The following is a 19,195-nucleotide window of genomic DNA, read 5'->3' as shown; positions in this document are numbered from 1 at the left end:
TCATTACGTTTGGTTTAAACATATGAAGTGAGAATGAAGTTTAGAACAAGCTCACAGATGTCCTAATTGTTTTATGAGTTTGTTACTTTTTCTTCTTTTACTAAAGAGTATAAATTTGCAGCTTCTTCTTTCTTAGCGTTTTCTTGAAGAGTTTCTACTTTTACTGTCACAATCTTTGTCCCAAATTGAATGGCTAACTCATCACCTACTTTTACGTTTGAGCTTGCTTTTGCAACGATCCCATTAATAGAAATTCTTCCTTTGTCTGAAATCTCTTTTGCTAACGTACGACGTTTAATTAGACGAGATACCTTTAAGAACTTATCTAATCTCATAATTCCCTCACCTTTCGTTATTACAAACCTATTTTTTTCGCTTCATTCCAAAATTGATCTAGCTCTTCTAAAGTAAAGTTTGCAAATGAATGACCAGATTTCTTTACCTGCTCTTCAATATAGCGAAAGCGCGCACCAAATTTTTCATTTGTTTTAGCTACTGCGGTTTCCGGATCAATCTTATAGTAGCGAGCTACGTTTACTAACGCAAATAAAAGATCCCCAAACTCATTACTCATTTCTTCTAGATTCTGTGCCTGCACTTCTTCTTCAAATTCCTGAAGCTCTTCTTTTACTTTATCCCACATCGGCTCACTCGTTTCCCAATCGAATCCAACTTTAGCAGCTGCCTTTTGATACTTATATGCTCTCATTAAGCTAGGCATAGCAGAAGGCACATCATCTAATAATGAAGCTGGCTCTTCTCCTTTTTCTTGCTTTTTGATTTCATCCCAGTTTTGGAGAACCTCTTCTTCATTATCTGCTCTTACATCGCTAAATACATGTGGGTGACGTCTAACCATTTTTTCTGCTACGGTAGAAATTACATCCTCAATGGTAAACATCCCTTCATCTTCACCAATTTGAGCATGTAGCATTACTTGTAGCAGAACATCTCCTAGCTCTTCAACAATATGATCGTCATCCTGTTGATCGATAGCATCTAGCAGTTCATAAGCCTCTTCGATTAAATAACGCTTTAATGATTCATGCGTTTGTTTTTTATCCCATGGACACCCATTTGGTCCCCTCAGCACTGCGATAATACGGCGAAGCTCTTCGAATTGATGATATAACAAGGTCGAATCTTTTACAGGTGGAACATAAATCGTTGTTAAATTATTGAGCTCCATCCCATGGTCAAGCTCATAAAGTTTAACCTTTTGAATATGCTCATCTGAGCTACCTGCTGCTGTTACAATATATACTTCATATTCATCTGGTAGCTGTTCCATTAACGTAAGTTTTACATCAGAAGCTACAAACTGATCATATACTTGTCCGATTAAGATATGCTGCTGTAACCTTATTTCATCTCGTTGAAGCGCAGTACCATCTAAAAGTTGAAATCCTTCAATCGGGTCAATTTTCAACGAGGTAAAGATAGGGTCTAGAAAGCTTTGACCGCCTTTTACATCCACCTCTACCCCTTCTCTATTTTGTAATAATAGTTGAACTGTTCGCTCAGCAACTAGTGGATGCCCAGGAACAGCATAAAGAATTTCTCCATTCTTAGACTGTTCTAACAGTTGTTTTGTAATGCTCTCGTATACATCATCGAATGTATCAAAGGATTCATAAACATTATCAAAGGATTGATATACAAAACCCTCCTCTTCTAACGCTTTAACAACTGGGTGTTCTTTTGTTCGTAAAAATACGTTGTTTTTTTGTTGTAACAAGCGATAAATTCCTACTGGAAGCTGATTAAGGTCTCCTGCACCCAAACCAACAATGGTTATTTTATTAGCCATGGAATCCTCCTTCATACTCTACTTAAACTATAAAATGTACTTTATAATTGACTTCCCTAGCGGAACGTCTCTTAATTCACTTTTTGTAAAAGTATTGCTCTTAATAATCAAAACCAAATAAAAAACCCCGCCAAATACAACACCTAACAGTGCTATACCGACATTTAGCGCTCTACTCGAATGTGCATCTAGTATACCATTCATTGTCCATAAATACCCTCTTAATACCATCAGCATTAAGAGACCGACTGCTATAATCTTTATTGCATGACGAATAAGCTTATTTTTTTGGCCAAGTGCTCTATACAAAAATACGCTGTTCATAACGGTAATAATTAAAAAGCTAACAGCAGACGAAATCGCGGCACCTTCTGTATACATAATAGGCACAAGCCACATATTAAGCAAAATTTTAATAACGACACCGATGCAAATGGCGTATACAGGTGCTTTCATTCGACCAACCCCTTGCAGTACAGCAGCTATAGTAGCGGAAATCGTCGTAAAAATGACGAGCATACTTAAAATTTGAAGCACCTGTGAACCTTCCATGTTTCCGTATAACATATGGTTAATAGGTTCCATTAAGCCTGCTAGTCCACAAGATGCACCAACACCAACAACCAACGAAAGCTTAATTGAAACGTTAACCTTACTTTTTACGAATGCCCAATCATTTTGAGCGATAGCTGAAGATATAACCGGAACAAGTGAAAGTGAAAATGCCGTTCCAACAACCGTTCCAAGCTGAATTAAAGGAACACCTCGATCATAGACACCTTTCATTCCCTTAGCTTTTTCAGCATCAATTCCGCTTGTAAGGAGAGAAGGATATAAGGTAAAGGAATCAATAAGTTGAATTAACAGCAGCCCCATCCCGCTAATACAAATGATGATTCCTTGAATGGCTATTTTTTTAAAAATTGGAGATGCTCCAGCAAACGTTTGTTTTGAGAAGCCCCATGTATTAACTATACGATTTCGAAATAAAAAGAAAATGAGTACCATTAACGAAAAAGTAATACCTACAACTGAACCAAAAATTGCTCCTGCACCTACTATATAAGGATTGTAGTTGTTTTTAACGAGTACAAAAGCTAATAGCAAAATTGTGGCTACGCGAATCGTTTGTTCTGATACCTGGGAAACAGCTGTTGGGAGCATTTCATTTAACCCCTGATAGTACCCTCGAATACTCGCTACAAATGGAACAAATAGAAAAGAAAATGAAATAATTTGAATTAATAGCGTTAACTGTTTATCTCCCATTAAAGTCGCAATATTTTCTGCGAACCCATACTGCAAACCAAAAAGCACAAAACTTAAAATGCTCAAAAACAAAAAGCTAACTTGAATAACTTGGATGGCTTGATTCCTTTGATTGTTTGCCATATATTCTGAGACCAGCTTTGAAATAATGACGGGAAACCCGTACGTACTAATTTGCAGAATAATTCCATATAAAGGATATACCTGTTGATAAATATAAAAGCCAACATCACCTGCAATATGATGATATGGAATGCGATAACTAGCACTTAGTATCTTTGTAAAAAGACCAGCTAAAGTTAAGATAACAGCGCCATTTAATAACACTAAAACATTTGATTTCTTCTGCATCGTGACACCTTTCGTATTATACCAATTCTTTATGATGACCTTGCAATATCAACCGCTAAAGGGATATGCAGTTAAGCTGGTATTGTAAGACTTTTATATTATAGCACGTTCTCATTACATGCTCTTTATGTGTTTTACAGAAAAAACCACATAGAAAAAAGACAGCGGTTCTGCTGTCTTTTCGTAAATAAATTAAAATAACATTGATTAGATCTATCGCTTATTGCTCCATTTGACGAGATAAGAAACCTGCAGCCGTTTCAGCTGCTTTATGCTCTACTTCACCAAGCGATTTCTCTTTTGAAAAGAGAATTACCGCTCCAATCGGGTCCCCATTCGCAATAATCGGACCAATTGTATAAGATGAAATTGCTTCTTCATGCCCATCAACGAACTCTAAGCTCTTGCCTTCTGTCACTAACGTTGAACTTCTGCTTTCCATTGTAGACTCAACTAGAGAGCTGATGTTTTTATTTAAGTACTCTTTTTTTGAAATACCTGCAATAGCAATAAATGTATCGCGATCACAAATTAATACTGGATGACCTAGGCTATCGTAAAGAGCTTCACCATATTCTTTAGCAAAATCACTTAACTCACTGATTGGTGAATACTTTTTCAAAATGACTTCTCCATCACGATCAACAAAAATCTCTAATGGATCACCTTCACGAATACGGAGCGTTCTTCGAATTTCCTTTGGAATTACGACACGCCCTAAATCATCAATACGACGAACAATACCTGTTGCTTTCATTGGTTAAAGCCTCTCTTTCATCTGATGATTAAAAATATTGGATGAATGCGTGGAATAATTTATTAATCATTCACCCGTGTTGAGGTTAGTATTCGTTACTATGCAACTTCTATTCACCAACCATCTCTTTTTTTGTTAAAAAGTTCCCTTTTTTCAAAAAAACAAGCCATTTGTCAACGACAAATGGCTTTGTTTTTCAATTTGGAACTTGTTCTTTCTTAACTTTTGCTAAATCACGTGTTAAATGGTGAACAATTTTTAACCATTCTTTTTGTGCAAGGCCTTTTGTATTAATAACAACCTTCACTTTCTTTCCTTCCATACCTAGGCTAACCATTCTGCCAAACTCATTACCTAACATAAATAGTTTTTGACCGTCCACAGTGGCGCTAGCTTCTTCAGATAATAAAATTGTAACGTCTTGTTTTGATTGAGTAATGGATTCCACTAGGTTCGTATTGGCATATACTTTTGTTTCAGCTACCGTAAATAAATGCATCACTTCAACTGGGTATTCACCAAAACGATCAATCATCTCATCTTGTAAGTCTTGAATATCGTCAAACGTTTCAATAGCACGGAAGCGCTTGTACATTTCAATTTTCAAACGTCCATCTGTAATGTATTGATCCGGTATATATGCATCTAGGTCCAGATTAATTTCAACTTGTACTTTCTTTTTCTGCTCATCGGTGCCGCGTCGTTCCTCAATAGCTTCCTTAAGCATTTGGGAATATAAATCAAAACCAACTGAATCAATAAATCCATGTTGCTGTGCCCCGAGAAGGTTTCCGGCACCTCGAATAGATAAGTCACGCATTGCAATCTTAAATCCTGAACCAAGCTCTGTAAACTCTTTAATTGCTTGTAACCTTTTCTCAGCGACTTCTGTCAATACTTTATCTTTATGATACGTAAAATATGCGTAGGCAACGCGGTTAGAACGTCCCACACGCCCTCTCAGCTGGTACAGCTGCGATAATCCCATTTTATCTGCATAATTAACAATAAGTGTGTTAACGTTTGGAATATCAACACCTGTTTCAATAATTGTTGTACTAACCAACACATCATATTCGCCTTCTAAAAAACTTAAAATAACAGCTTCTAGTTCTGTTTCATTCATCTTACCATGAGCATACGTTACGCGAGCATCAGGTACTAACATCGAAATTTCTTCAGCTTTTCTTTCAATATCTTCAACCCTGTTGTATAAAAAATATACCTGGCCATCTCGAGCCAACTCTCGTTCTATTGCTTCACGAACTAATACAGGATTATACTCTACCACATAAGTTTGAACAGGAAAGCGATTTTCAGGCGGAGTTTCAATGACCGATAAATCCCTGACACCTAGCATTGACATGTGCAGCGTACGTGGAATTGGCGTAGCAGTTAGCGTTAGTACATCTACATTTGCTTTCATTTGCTTGATTTTCTCTTTATGAGTTACGCCAAAACGTTGCTCTTCATCAATGATTAGTAATCCTAAGTCTTTATATATTACATCTTTTGATAATAAACGATGGGTTCCAATTACAACGTCAACCGTACCGTCCTTTAAACCTTTAATTGTTTCTTGCTGCTGCTTTCGACTTCTAAAGCGGCTTAAAAGCCCAATATTAATTGGATAGTCTTGAAATCTTTCTCGAATCGTTTCAAAGTGCTGTTGAGCTAGAATCGTTGTTGGTACCAGTATTGCGACTTGCTTCCCATCTGTAACCGATTTAAAAGCAGAACGAATAGCGACTTCCGTCTTTCCATATCCAACGTCCCCACATAGTAAGCGATCCATTGGACGTTCTTTTTCCATATCCTTTTTGATTTCTTGAATAGAACGAAGCTGGTCTTCAGTTTCTTGATATGGAAATGAAAGTTCAAATTCACGCTGTAGATCTCCATCTGGAGAAAAAGCGTATCCTTTGCTAGCTTCACGCTCTGCATACAGTTTAATTAAATCATCAGCAATATCTTGGACAGAAGATTCTACTTTACGTTTAACCTTCTTCCAATCGTTACCACCTAATTTATATACTTTTGGCTCTTTGCCTTCAGACCCAACGTATTTTTGCACCTGATCGATTTGTTCAACAGGAACATATAATTTATCAGAGCCCTCATATTTAATATGAATATAATCTTTATGATTTCCATTTATTTCAAGAGTCTCCATACCTAAGTATCGACCAATTCCGTGATTGACGTGCACAACATAGTCGCCAACATTTAACTCAGAATAGCTCTTAATACGCTCAGCATTAGATAGTTTTTGACGTCTTTTTGTCTTTTTCACACGCTTTTTAAACAGTTCCTCTTCTGTTAACACTGCGAGCTTTTGCATTGGCAGTTCAAACCCAGCTTGAAGATCTCCTTCAATAACTTGAACAATTCCTGGCATTAGCTGGCCATCACCGTCTAAGATAGCGGCTTCAATATCATAATCAGCTAATACACCTTCTAATTTAGTAACTCGTTCACGGTCTGCTCCAAGCATAACAATTGTGTAGTTTGCTTTTTTCCATCGCTCAATTTCGCCTTTTAACAAATTCATCTGCCCATAGAACTGTTGCATTTGCTTATATGAAATAGTCACGATATTTTGCGGGTTTGTATATGAAACATGCTTTAGAAATAAAGATGTATAAATGAGCTGATGCGGTGTCGATTGAATTAACCCTGCCAACGGATGTGAAAGCTGTACATCTCGCACAATCTGACCTTGTCCCAAAAGCTCTGTTACCCATTCACCTTCTTCATTATCTAGTTGTTCGGAAGTCTCTTGAATGCGAGTTGTCTCATCAAAGATAACAACTCCACCTTCTGGAAGATAATCTAGCAAACTAGCGGGCTGCTTATAGAACAGAGACAAGTACTTAAACATGTTATCTAATGACTGTCCTTGTTTTAATTGTTCAATTTCCCCTTGAATGTTTTCAACCAGTCTTTCCTTTATGGTTTTGTCTTTTACTTTGGCTAAGCTATCACTTAAACGCTTTTCAAGCTCGACTGTTCCATCTTTTAACTCATCCTCTGAAAAAATGAACTCTGTAGCAGGCCCAATGCTAATTTCATCTAGTTGCTTTTGAGAACGCTGGTCTTCAAGCGTAAAAGTACGAATAGAATCAATTTCAGTATCAAAAAGCTCAATTCGAACAGGAAGTTCCTCCGTTAACGGGTAAATATCAATAATTCCCCCACGTACGCTAAAATCCCCTGGAGCTGAAACCATTGACACCCGTTCATATCCTAGTTGAATTAACTTTTGCAAATGATGGTCAACATCAATATCATGACCGCTTTGAAATACTAACTGAGTTTGTTCCCATCTGGCTTTAGGTGGAAGGATTTTTCTTACTCCTGATACGGTTGTTACAACAATACCAGATTGTTTATGACTCCAATGATTTAGCGCTTCAATCCTTTGTGCTTTTAACTCTGGACTAGCAATTCCTACTTCTGTTGCTACAAGATCATTAACCGGATAGAGAAACACATCTTTGCTCGGTAAAAGATGTACTAAATCTTCATACACCTTTTGAGCCTGAAATAAGTTATGGGTAACCACTAATAACGGATAGCCTTCGTTTTCATTCAGCAATCCCATCAAAACTGAACGTGCTGAACCAGAAATTCCTGTTATTAATTGTTCTTTTAGACCTTCTTTTAAGCTATTAACAATTGTATTTATTTCATTATTCTCAACAAAACGTTGTATAATCCCTTTCAAGGAATTCCCTCCTCCCATGTTGCTATGTAAGTAAATAGAAAAATGCTTTGGTATATAACCAAAGCTTTTTATTGTATAAATGTTTCATACTGATGATAGTCTGGGTTTCGATCTAAAGCTTCCTGGCAATCTTCACAAATTGTTTTAACAGTTAAATCGCCATTTGCTTGGTATTGAACTAGCTCTTGCCTCTCATCAGCTGTTAAATGATGAAAGCCTAGTTTTTCTGTGCTATATTCTTTCCCTTCTATCATACCGACTTTTGCATGACAATGTCTACAGAAATAATGAATAGACAGAATAAAGCCCTCCTAAATGTTTTATTGTTAGTATTAGCATTTAGGAAGAGCTTTATTCCTGTTAATTATATCGATTCATTACTTCTAGGAATGGTTTAGACAACCACTCTTCAGTAGCTTTAACGGATTTCTCTATAGCTCCATTCATTTCGACCATCTCTTCAGATGTAAATCGTCCAAGTACATAGTCCACAACTTTCATACCGTTTTTAGGGCGATCAATGCCGATTCGAATACGGTTGAATTCTTGTGTTTTTAAGTGCTGAATAATTGATTTGATTCCATTGTGGCCACCTGCACTACCTTTTGTTCGTAAGCGTATTTTTCCACAGGGCAAGTCTAAGTCATCGTAAATAACAACCAAATCTTCCACATCAATATCATAATACTCCATCAGTGGACGAATGCTTTCTCCTGAGAGGTTCATATATGTTAATGGTTTTAATAAAAGGACTTTCTCTCCTCGTACCATTCCCATGCCATACAATCCATTAAATTTTGTGCGATCCAACTTAATATCAAAGTAATCTGCAAGTTCATCAATTGTCATAAAACCAATGTTATGACGTGTTTGATCATACTCTTTTCCAGGGTTACCTAATCCAACAATTAATTTCAACGAAATGCTCCTTTCTCTTTAAACACTCTATCCTTCTTATTATAATCAATTCATCATAAAAGGCGTAACCTTTTGGTTACGCCTTTGTATTATTCTTCGTCTTTTTGTTCAGTTGCTTCTACTTCTTTATTTTCTTCATCACCTTGTTGTTCTCCACTATCAGGTAATTCCTCTTGTTGTGGAGGTAATACTGAAGCCACTGGCTCTTCAAGATCTTGTGTAATTTCAATTTTACCATCTACTTTTACATCCTGTAGAGTTAATACATCATTAATCCCCAGCTCAGTTACATCTACATCAATTGATGATGGAATATTTTGCGGTAAACCTTGAACTGTTACTTCGTATAGTGACTGCTGTAATACGCCACCTTCTTTTGTACCTTTAGCTTCTCCAACTAATGATAGAGTAACTGTAGACTCAATTTCTACCGACATATCAACAACTTGAAAATCAGCGTGTACGATTTCATTTTTTAATGGGTCAGTTTGAATATCATGCAAGATAACTGAATGTTTGTTCTTGCCGACATGTAACGTTAATACGCCATTTCGACCTGCTTCGCGAATTGTTTTAATAAACTCAGCGCTATTTAAGTAAATTGACGTAGGCTCTACTTTATTACCGTAAACAACTGCTGGAAAATTACCCTCTTCACGAATTTTTCTATTTACAGAGTTTTGAAAGCTTGTTCTTTCTTTTGCCTCAATTGAAATACTCATATTTTTCACCTTCCAGTATGTTTTCTATATTAAAATGTACCCTATTTAGAAAGTGATTAAACCTCAAAATCAAATTAATTTGTAGCAATGTTGTGCTTAGCATAAAAAAAGAAGCCTCTTTCACAAGGAAAGAAGCTTCTTTTCAACCCATTAATCGAATAGTGTGCTCACTGACTCTTCTTCATGAACACGAATGATTGCTTCAGCCATTAAAGGTGCAACTGAAAGCTCTGTTACTTTATCAATTTTCTTTTCTTCTGTTAAAGAAATTGAGTTTGTAACTGCTAATTCTTTAATCTTAGAATTTTGGATACGCTCAATTGCAGGTCCTGATAGGACTGGATGTGTACAACATGCATATACTTCTTTTGCACCTGATTCAATAAGTGCGTTTGCTGCCAATGTAATGGTACCAGCTGTATCGATCATATCGTCAATTAAAATTGCCGTTTTGCCTTCTACTTGACCGACAATATTCATTACTTCTGCAACGTTTGGACGCGGACGACGCTTATCAATGATAGCAATTGGTGCTTTTAAACGTTCTGCTAAACGACGTGCACGTGTTACACCACCATGGTCTGGAGACACGATGACAACATCATCAAGGTTTTTGCTCTTGAAGTATTCACCTAGAATTGGAACACCTACTAAGTGATCAATTGGAATATCGAAGAAACCTTGAATTTGTGGAGCATGCAAGTCTAATGTGATGATACGAGTCGCACCAGCTTTTTCAATAAGGTTTGCTGTTAATTTAGCTGTGATTGGTTCACGAGCGCGTGCTTTACGATCTTGGCGAGCATAACCGTAGTAAGGAATTACAATGTTAATTGTTTTAGCAGAAGCACGTTTTAAAGCATCAATCATAATAAGTAACTCCATTAAATGTTCGTTAACAGGTGCACTTGTTGATTGAATAATGAATACATCGCAACCACGAATACTTTCTTCAATGTTAATTTGAACTTCTCCGTCGCTAAAACGGTCTACAGAACACTTTCCTAATTCAACACCAATCACCTTAGCAATTTCTTCAGCTAAAGCCTTATTAGAATTTAACGTAAACAATTTCAAATTTTCATCAGCATATACATTTGGCATTTTGTTGTAAAACCTCCGTTAGGATTTTTTATTAATATCAAGCTTTTCAGCGTAGTTCTCTTTATTAACTTGTTTTGCACGAGCAATTGATAAAGCTTTACCTGGTACATCATCTGTAATTGTAGATCCAGCAGCTACATAAGCGCCTTCTCCAATCGTTACTGGTGCAATTAGATTTGAATTGCAACCAACAAATGCACCATCTTGAATCTTAGTTAAAAATTTGTTTTTTCCATCGTAATTAACGGTAATTGATCCGCACCCCAAGTTTACATCCTGACCTACTTCTGCATCCCCAATATAACTTAAATGTGAAGCTTTACTTCCTTTACCAAATGATGCTTTCTTAATCTCGACAAAATTTCCTATTCTCACTTCATCATCAATCATAGACTGTGGGCGAATATGCGCAAACGGTCCAATTGTTACAGATTGACCAATTTCACTGTTGTGAGCGACTGAATGGCGAATAGATGTATTATGTCCGATTTGGCAATCTTTGATTTCGCTGTTAGGTCCGATTTCACAGTTCTCACCAATAGATACAGCACCTTGAATGACTGTTCCCGGGTAAATAACCGTATCGCGTCCAATAACTGTATCCGCTGAAATATATGTGTTAGAAGGGTCGATAATTGTTACTCCGTTTAACATATGTTTCTTATTGATACGCTTTTTCATTGTTTCTTCTGCCTGTGAAAGCGCAAAGCGATCGTTTACACCTAATGTTTCAGCAAAGTCACTTGTTTGATAAGCAGAAATGATTTCACCTTCATTTTTTAAAATCTCAATAACATCCGGTAAATAATACTCACCTTGAACATTGTTATTTGATACTTTTGAAAGCGTCTCAAATAGCTTTTCATTATCAAAGCAATACGTACCTGTATTAATTTCTTTTACTGCTCGCTCCTGTTCAGTTGCATCCTTGTGCTCAACTATCTTTTCAACTGACGCAGAGCTATTACGAATAATTCGCCCATATCCAGTTGGATCTTGAGCATGAGCTGTTAAAATTGTTGCTTTGGCATTTGTCTCTTCGTGATGCTTAAGCAACGCTTCAATTGTTTCCGTTGTAATAAGTGGCGTATCACCACAAACAACAATTGTCGTACCCTTTTCATGTGCAAGTAAAGATTCTGCTTGCATGACTGCATGAGCTGTTCCTAATTGCTCCTCTTGCAAAGCAAATAAGCTTTTATCTCCAACATGTGATTTCACTTTTTCGGCACCATGGCCTACAACAGTAATTAGTTTACTTAACGAAACGTTTGACACTTGGTCAATTACATGTTGTACCATTGGTTTTCCACACACAGGGTGTAACACTTTATATAAAGATGACTTCATACGTGTACCCTGACCAGCTGCCAATATGACTGCATATCTTTTTGACATAACAGGCCTCCAATTTTACCTTTTTATCCATTAAGAATATTATATCAAAAATGACCTCATTTCAAGAAATCATTCGAAAGTCATTCATTTTATTTTAAAATTTTGTTAAATTTTTATAATGAAGAAATTTTATGGATAAAAGAGAAGGACAAAATAAAAAGCCTACTGTTAAGTAGGCTTTTAATCTATCATATTTTATGAAGCACCCGCTTCTTCAAATTCAACTTCTAGTTCACCTAATCGATGATACTCTGCTAAAACAGCATCTTGAATTTTTCCGCGAGTATTAGAATTAATTGGATGTGCAATATCGCGGAACTCACCATCAGGTGTACGTTTACTTGGCATTGCTACAAACAAGCCGTTATTACCATCAATCACTCGAATATCATGAACAACAAATTCACCATCTAATGTGATTGAAGCAATCGCTCTCATACGTCCTTCAGTGTTTACGCGGCGTAATCTTACGTCAGTTACTTCCATTTTGTTCACCACCTTTTCCTATGCGAAGCTTTACTACATAAATTCCACGGAATTTTTGTTTTTCCTGCCTTTACAGAAAAGTTTTTAGAAAATTTTCGCAAAAAAAGTGAACAATTGGAAATAATTTGGTTTTAGTTCGTTAATTTATCCTTTGACTAATGCAACTACTTCAATTTCAACTAAAACATCTTTTGGTAATCTTGCTACTTCCACACATGAACGTGCAGGCTTATGATCACCAAAGTATTGTCCATAGACTTCATTAAGGTCAGCAAAATTATCCATATCCTTGATGAATACCGTTGCCTTTACTACTGTATTTAGTGAAGCACCAGCTTCTTCTAGAACAGCTTTAAGGTTTTGAAATACTTGTTCAGTTTGTGTTTTGATATCCCCTTCAACTAGCGTGCCGTCTGGGCGTAAAGGAATCTGTCCTGAACTGTAAAATAAATTATTAACAACAATCCCCTGAGAATAAGGCCCAATAGCCTGCGGCGCTTGCTTTGTTTGAACTTGTAACATGATTCTTTCCTCCCCAACTTTAGATATATTTTAAATAATTTCCTTCCTGTACGGTGATATGTTTCTCTTTTATGTTAACATCTTTCAGTTGTACAAGAGAAATGTATTCATCAACTAGGCGCTCTTCAATATCCTCTGACTCAACTAATACACCGATTCCAGCAACCGTTGCATCAAACTCTTCAAGCAAGCTAATCATCCCATTAACTGTTCCGCCTGCTTTCATAAAATCATCAATAATTAAAACGTTCGAACCCACAGCTAGACTTCTCTTAGCTAGCAGCATGGTTTGAATACGCTTTGAAGAACCCGATACATAATTAATACTTACAGTTGAACCTTCAGTTACTTTACTATCTCTTCTTACCACCACAACCGGTACATCTAGATATTGCGCTACTGCATAAGCAACCGGAATTCCTTTTGTTGCCACAGTCATAACTACATCAATTTTGCGATTAGCAAATAAAGATGCATATAAACGACCAATCTTATTAACAACACGAGGATCTCCTAAAATATCTGTGAGGTACAAATATCCACCGGGTAATAATCGCTCTGGTTTTTCAATCATCCCACATAGCTCTTCAACAAGTTGACTCGCTTCTTCATTCGACATCTTTGGCATAAATTTAACGCCACCAGCTGCCCCTGGTAAAGTAACAAGCGTACCAATACCTTGTTGTTCAAAAGTTTGCTTTATAATCGCCATATCTTCACTTATAGATGATTTTGCAGAGTTATATTTATCTGCAAAATATGTCAGAGGAATAAGGCGCTGAGGGTTTTGAATGAAATAATTCGTCATATCAATTAAACGTCCACTCCGTCGAAACTTCATAACTTCCTCCCTAAAATCCGAATATTATATTATGAATATAACATTAATATACGGATTTATTCAAGCGTTATTCGTTCTCCAATAAGTCGGACAGCATATACCTTATCACAGAAACCTCGTAAACCGTTATAAATACGGTGCATGCGAGAATCATGCTGTACAAGGCCAAAAACTGTTGGTCCGCTACCGCTCATGAGAACTGCATCTGCTCCAAACCTCTTCATTTGTTCTTTGATTAATGAAACTTCCGGATGCATCTTTAACGTTACTTCTTCTAATACATTTCCTACAGATTGACACATCTTTTCGTAATCTCCTGTATCAATTGCTTTAATCATACCTTCTACATTAGGATGACTCACATTTTGCACCTTTAAATTACGATATACGTCTGCTGTGGATACACCTATTTCTGGCTTTGCTAATATCACCCAGCAGTTTGGAGGTGCTTCAATATGTTTGATTACTTCTCCTCTTCCTGTTGCAAGAGCTGTGCCACCATATACACAAAACGATACATCAGAGCCAATTTCTGCTCCAAGCTCTGCTAGCGTGTCTAGAGACAAACCTAAGTCCCATAACTGGTTTAGCCCTCTAAGAGTAGCTGCTGCGTCACTGCTTCCTCCTGCTAATCCCGCTGCTACAGGAATTTGCTTATCGATTAAGATATTGACACCCTTATCCACTTTATAACGTTTTTTAAGCAGCTGTGCAGCTTGATATGCTAAATTTCGCTGGTCATCAGGAACAAAACGATTATGTGAATAAATAACAATTCGACCATCTTCACGTTCAGAAAGCTCAATACGATCTGCTAAATCAATCGTTGTCATGACCATCTTAACTTCATGATAACCATCCGTACGCTTATGTAACACATCAAGGGATAAGTTTATTTTGGCTGGTGCCTTAACCATTAACTTCATAAATCTTTCACCTACTTCATCTAATCAATTGTAAAGTTATTTTATCACAAAATGAGAAGGTTTATATATCTTTACATAAACAGTGTATAAAAGTATAAAAACCACTAAAAATCCGAAGTGATTTCCACTTCGGATTATCATTACTTTATTCTAGAAAAACAAGTAGAGCATGTTCGTCACTTAAGACTTAGCCAACTGTTCTTTTGCTATTTCTATGGCACGCTTTACCATATTACCTGCATCTTTGGAATGAATAGCACCCCATCCATCGCTTTTTACAACATCATAAAAGTTAAGTTCTTTAGCCAATTCTTCTTTACATTTTGTTGACATAATACCTCTACGTCTGCTCATTTAGTAAAGCCTCCTTTAAAACTCCTCAAACCTTACTTATAGTATAAATCACCAAAGAGGGAGTATGTTTTGAAAAAAAGCCCAATAAAAAAAGCAGCAAACCAAAAACGTCCACTGCTCATCGCTACGTACTATATTACTTTTGGTTTAAAAAAACTTTAGCTCAACTGTTTCAGTTAACACGTCGGCATAGCTATAAGAAACTCTTTCTAAAGAGTTTTCTTCTTGATCTAGCTCCACAATAAAAACAGAAGGATACGTCTCAGTTAAGACTCCTGAACGCTCTACCGTTTTTCTTCGTCCACCGTTCGCTTTTAAAGTCAATCGTTGACCTAGGTGCAAATCCAGCGCTTGCTTAATATCAGATAAAGTTTTCGCCATATTGGTCCACCTCACTATACGTAGTGTAACACGAAAAAATAAAAAAGTCAAAAACATAAAATTATAACAATGTATATCTAATGATGTCAACAAATAATTTTCTACATAAATCTACATTTCCTTTCTATTTTGTGCAAACAACTCCATAATATGTATAAGTTTTACATTTATTTAAAATAATTCTTCTAAAAGAAACGTATAACATTGAAACTTATTTATAATATAGATAAAAAAACTGCTATACAAAAGGGATGAATCCTCTTTTGCATAACAGATTGACGTTCATTATTCAGCTTCATAAGGCATTCCCGTTCGTAAAAGACCTCTTGTTTCTATTCCACCTAATCCCTTTGCACCTGTTAGTGTATTACGCAATACATCCCACACATTAATGCGATCATTAAAAGGGGTGAAGCTTAGCTTTGCTACAACATATACAGGGTCTAAAGCATGAATGTTGACCCTAGATGGAGAACTTGCAAAATTTGCACCTGCTTGTATTAGCTGTTCAAAATGAGATTGACAAGCGCCGGCAAAAATCACGAGCTGATCTAGATTGGCAATTTTACGCCTTGCCTCGTACACCGTTTTCACATAATATTTCGAGTGGCGATAGGCTAATAAGTCATTTTTATTACCTTTTGATTTTGAATAGGCATCATGACCAGTTAACACTAAAATATCAGGTCTCACTTCTTCTAACAAAGCACCTATTTTATTTGGCATTTCTGCTTCTGTACAATGTACACCATATACCGGAACACCTATCTTTTCATACACTGCTAAACACTTCTGTAAATAGTTAGGGTCTCCATCTACATGTAGCACCTTACCTGGCATCTGAAAAAGGCGGTGTGAATGATTATACCCATTTGTCATACCATATTCGGCTTTTTCTCGAATGAGGTCGTAGTCTTGGCTTAACAGCTTTAGAGACCTCTCTAACAGTTGCTCTTCTTGTTCTTTTCGTCGCTGTTGCTCTTGAACATCTACAACTTCTAAATCGGATAAAGGAGCATCAGCAATAAGGCGGATATCTTCTCCAATTAATGTTGCATATTGTTCCTCACCTTCATTAACCGCAATTACGCGAAATAACAAATCACGATCATAAGAAGGACGTGTTACAATATCACCAATTTTGATATTCATAAACTTCACTCCGTCTTTACTACTTAAAAGCTAAATATTCAACTCTCTTCATAGCCTATGAACACGAAGCAAAAAGGTGATTATTCTATGCGAACGATTTTCCTAGCTCATCGCTTAACTTGCCAAACTCTTCAATTGATAATGTTTCTCCTCTTCTTTTTGGGTCGACTGAAGCTTCCGAAAGAGCTTGTTCAATGGCAGCTTTATTTGCTTTTCCATTTGGTAGATTATTTACTAAATTATTTAAAATTGTTTTACGTCTTTGACCAAAGCTTGCTCTAACAACTTTAAAGAAAAAGGATTCATTTTTCACCTTTACGGCTGGTTCATCACGTCGAATTAAACGAATAACAGCTGAATCAACGTTTGGTTGAGGGTTAAACACTGTCTTTGGAACAATCATAACTGTTTCAGCTTCTGTATAATATTGAATAGCAATAGAAAGAGAACTATATTCTTTTGTTCCTGGCTTTGCTGCAATACGGTCAGCTACTTCTTTTTGCAACATAACAACAATTCCTCGAACTGGAATCTGTTCCTCTAACAATTTCATTAAGATTGGGGTTGTAACGTAATAAGGCAAGTTCGCTACTACCATTAAGTCTTCAATACCTTCAAACTCTTGTGCTAAGGTTTCTTTCAAATTAGCTTTAAGTACATCCTGATGAATGACTTTAGCGTGTGGGTACGGTGAAAGTGTATCAGCCAAAATTGGTAACAAACGTTGGTCAATTTCAAAAGCCAATACTTTTTTTGCACGCTTCGCCAATTGCTCAGTTAAAGCCCCAATTCCAGGACCAATCTCAATAGCTCCTGTCTCTTCTGTCAACTCAGCATGATCAACAATACGATTTAAAATGTTAGTGTCAATTAAAAAGTTTTGTCCTAGGCTCTTTTTAAACGTAAATCCATATTTCTTTAAAATTTCTTTCGTACGAGTTGGGGTTGCAATATCTTTTGTCACGACTTTTGTTCCTCCTGATTAATTTTCTGAACAGCTTTGATAAACTCATCTTTTGAAATTTGAAACATTTTTAATCTTTTGTGTAGCTGCTTTCCGTTCGCATAACCAATTTTAAGGAATTTACCTATTCTCTCACGTCTAATTTTTGCTTCGCTATCTCCTACTAAGCGAGCAACAATTAAATCCTCTTGTGTAATTTGCTCATCAATTCCCTGCCATTCTTGCTTTACGTCTTGTAGAGCTTGTCTAATATCTTCAATAGACGCATGCTCAACGCCTATACCTTTTCCATTTTTACCTTTTGCTTGTTCTTTTGATAAAAATGCATGCTTACATCCCGGAACTTGCTCTGAAACAATATTACGAATACGCTGACCTGGATAATCAGGGTCTGTAAAAATAATAACGCCTCTCGTTTGTTGTGCTAGCTTTATCTTTTCAATGGTTTCATCGTTTACGGCTGAACCGTTCGTCTCGATTGTATCAGCTTGTACTGCTCGACGAATTGTAACAGTATCATCCCTACCTTCAACCACAATTATTTCCTTAATCTTCATTATGAACCTCCTCAAAAATGAAGCCTTTTTCTTCATTTTGCATCTAACCTGTCAGTATGAAATCAACTGAAAAAAAGCAGAGGATTGTAAGACCCTCTGCAAGTGTTACTACATTTTAATACTTTTTATTTTAACATTGTTTTAAGCCAATAGATATGTTAAACATTTAATCATGAATTCGGAATAATTTTAGCGCATTTTCAGTAGTATGCTTTGCTAGTTCGTCGTAACTAATACCTTTTAATTCTGCAATCTGCTCTGCTACATATGAGACATATGCTGGTTCATTTCTCTTTCCTCGATAAGGATGAGGTGTCAAATATGGACAGTCTGTTTCTATTAATAATTTATCAAGAGGAATTTCAGTTGCGACTTCTTTCGGCTTCTTCGCATTTTTAAACGTGACAGGTCCGCCGAATGAGATATACATATTCATATCCATACACTGTTTGGCAACTTCAATACTCCCTGTAAAGCAATGCATGATGCCACCAACTTCTTCAACAGACTCTTCTTTTAAAATAGTTACAACGTCTTCTGTTGCATCACGGTTATGAATAATGATTGGAAGATTTACTTTTCTTGCTAAACGAATTTGTCTACGAAATACTTCTTTCTGTATATCTTTAGGTGACTTATCCCAATGATAATCTAATCCCATTTCTCCAATAGCTACTACTTTAGGATGTCCTGCTAATTCTTCAATCCAAGCTAAATGTTCATCTGTCATATCAATAGCATCTACAGGGTGCCAACCAACACTAGCATACATAAAGTCATACTTTTCAACAAGTTCCATCGCTCGATTAATGGTTGGTTCATCAAATCCAACCACGACCATTTTTTCTACATTACGTTCTTTTGCTCTTGCAATAACGTCTTCTAAATCATTATTAAATTGTTCTGCATTTAAGTGTACATGTGTATCAAATAACATATTACTTCTCCTTCCATTT

Annotated in this window: 20 protein-coding genes; all 20 read right to left on the bottom strand. The window is 36.4% G+C overall.

Annotated elements, in window-relative coordinates; translation table 11 throughout:
• Positions 1–71: 71 nt before the first annotated feature.
• A complete protein-coding gene (locus tag NIZ91_00390) occupies positions 72–335 on the bottom strand; it encodes an RNA-binding S4 domain-containing protein (protein ID USY55220.1) in 264 nt (87 codons plus the stop codon).
• Positions 336–355: 20 nt separating this feature from the next.
• Entirely contained in the window at positions 356–1,810 is a 1,455-nt protein-coding gene (gene mazG / locus NIZ91_00385; protein ID USY55219.1) for a nucleoside triphosphate pyrophosphohydrolase, read from the bottom strand.
• 27 nt (positions 1,811–1,837) lie between these two features.
• Positions 1,838–3,430, bottom strand: a complete 1,593-nt coding sequence (locus NIZ91_00380; protein ID USY55218.1) for a polysaccharide biosynthesis protein — start codon at positions 3,428–3,430, stop codon at positions 1,838–1,840.
• Between the two features lie 220 nt (positions 3,431–3,650).
• Positions 3,651–4,187 (bottom strand): stage V sporulation protein T, encoded by a 537-nt coding sequence (spoVT, locus tag NIZ91_00375; protein ID USY55217.1) that lies wholly within the window; start codon positions 4,185–4,187, stop codon positions 3,651–3,653.
• Positions 4,188–4,383: 196 nt separating this feature from the next.
• Positions 4,384–7,914 carry a transcription-repair coupling factor gene (gene mfd, locus NIZ91_00370; GenBank protein USY55216.1) on the bottom strand — a complete coding sequence of 1,177 codons (3,531 nt, stop codon included), beginning with the start codon at positions 7,912–7,914 and terminating at the stop codon, positions 4,384–4,386.
• 68 nt (positions 7,915–7,982) lie between these two features.
• On the bottom strand, positions 7,983–8,213 hold the full coding sequence (locus NIZ91_00365; GenBank protein USY57054.1) for an anti-sigma-F factor Fin family protein: 231 nt from the start codon (positions 8,211–8,213) through the stop codon (positions 7,983–7,985).
• 61 nt (positions 8,214–8,274) lie between these two features.
• Positions 8,275–8,832 (bottom strand): aminoacyl-tRNA hydrolase, encoded by a 558-nt coding sequence (pth, locus tag NIZ91_00360; GenBank protein ID USY55215.1) that lies wholly within the window; start codon positions 8,830–8,832, stop codon positions 8,275–8,277.
• Positions 8,833–8,921: 89 nt separating this feature from the next.
• Complete coding sequence (locus NIZ91_00355) at positions 8,922–9,554, bottom strand: 50S ribosomal protein L25/general stress protein Ctc (protein ID USY55214.1); 633 nt, start codon at positions 9,552–9,554, stop codon at positions 8,922–8,924.
• Positions 9,555–9,704: 150 nt separating this feature from the next.
• Complete coding sequence (locus NIZ91_00350; protein ID USY55213.1) at positions 9,705–10,658, bottom strand: ribose-phosphate diphosphokinase; 954 nt, start codon at positions 10,656–10,658, stop codon at positions 9,705–9,707.
• A gap of 18 nt (positions 10,659–10,676) precedes the next feature.
• A complete protein-coding gene (gene glmU / locus NIZ91_00345) occupies positions 10,677–12,056 on the bottom strand; it encodes a bifunctional UDP-N-acetylglucosamine diphosphorylase/glucosamine-1-phosphate N-acetyltransferase GlmU (protein USY55212.1) in 1,380 nt (459 codons plus the stop codon).
• 195 nt (positions 12,057–12,251) lie between these two features.
• On the bottom strand, positions 12,252–12,542 hold the full coding sequence (gene spoVG / locus NIZ91_00340; GenBank protein ID USY55211.1) for a septation regulator SpoVG: 291 nt from the start codon (positions 12,540–12,542) through the stop codon (positions 12,252–12,254).
• Between the two features lie 144 nt (positions 12,543–12,686).
• The gene (locus NIZ91_00335) at positions 12,687–13,067 is read right to left on the bottom strand and encodes a RidA family protein (protein ID USY57053.1); all 381 of its coding nucleotides are present in this window, start codon (positions 13,065–13,067) and stop codon (positions 12,687–12,689) included.
• 16 nt (positions 13,068–13,083) lie between these two features.
• A complete protein-coding gene (purR, locus tag NIZ91_00330; GenBank protein USY55210.1) occupies positions 13,084–13,905 on the bottom strand; it encodes a pur operon repressor in 822 nt (273 codons plus the stop codon).
• Positions 13,906–13,961: 56 nt separating this feature from the next.
• Positions 13,962–14,831, bottom strand: a complete 870-nt coding sequence (ispE, locus tag NIZ91_00325) for a 4-(cytidine 5'-diphospho)-2-C-methyl-D-erythritol kinase (protein USY55209.1) — start codon at positions 14,829–14,831, stop codon at positions 13,962–13,964.
• A 180-nt stretch (positions 14,832–15,011) separates the two neighbouring features.
• Entirely contained in the window at positions 15,012–15,185 is a 174-nt protein-coding gene (locus tag NIZ91_00320) for an alpha/beta-type small acid-soluble spore protein (GenBank protein USY55208.1), read from the bottom strand.
• A 147-nt stretch (positions 15,186–15,332) separates the two neighbouring features.
• Positions 15,333–15,566, bottom strand: a complete 234-nt coding sequence (locus tag NIZ91_00315; GenBank protein USY55207.1) for a Veg family protein — start codon at positions 15,564–15,566, stop codon at positions 15,333–15,335.
• A 285-nt stretch (positions 15,567–15,851) separates the two neighbouring features.
• Positions 15,852–16,718, bottom strand: coding sequence for a sporulation peptidase YabG (yabG, locus tag NIZ91_00310; GenBank protein ID USY55206.1), 867 nt, complete (start codon positions 16,716–16,718; stop codon positions 15,852–15,854).
• An 85-nt stretch (positions 16,719–16,803) separates the two neighbouring features.
• A complete protein-coding gene (rsmA, locus tag NIZ91_00305; GenBank protein USY55205.1) occupies positions 16,804–17,682 on the bottom strand; it encodes a 16S rRNA (adenine(1518)-N(6)/adenine(1519)-N(6))-dimethyltransferase RsmA in 879 nt (292 codons plus the stop codon).
• Entirely contained in the window at positions 17,679–18,239 is a 561-nt protein-coding gene (gene rnmV, locus NIZ91_00300) for a ribonuclease M5 (GenBank protein USY55204.1), read from the bottom strand. Before rnmV ends, rsmA begins: the two co-directional genes overlap by 4 nt.
• Positions 18,240–18,405: 166 nt before the next feature.
• The gene (locus tag NIZ91_00295) at positions 18,406–19,176 is read right to left on the bottom strand and encodes a TatD family hydrolase (GenBank protein ID USY55203.1); all 771 of its coding nucleotides are present in this window, start codon (positions 19,174–19,176) and stop codon (positions 18,406–18,408) included.
• Positions 19,177–19,195: the final 19 nt, after the last annotated feature.

Origin of the sequence: Bacillus sp. 1780r2a1, assembly GCA_024134725.1 — a bacterium.
Classification (GTDB): Bacteria; Bacillota; Bacilli; order Bacillales; family Bacillaceae_H; genus Priestia; species Priestia aryabhattai_A.
The sequence above is the reverse complement of the archived record's forward strand: the minus strand, read 5'-3'. Positions and strand labels throughout refer to the sequence as shown.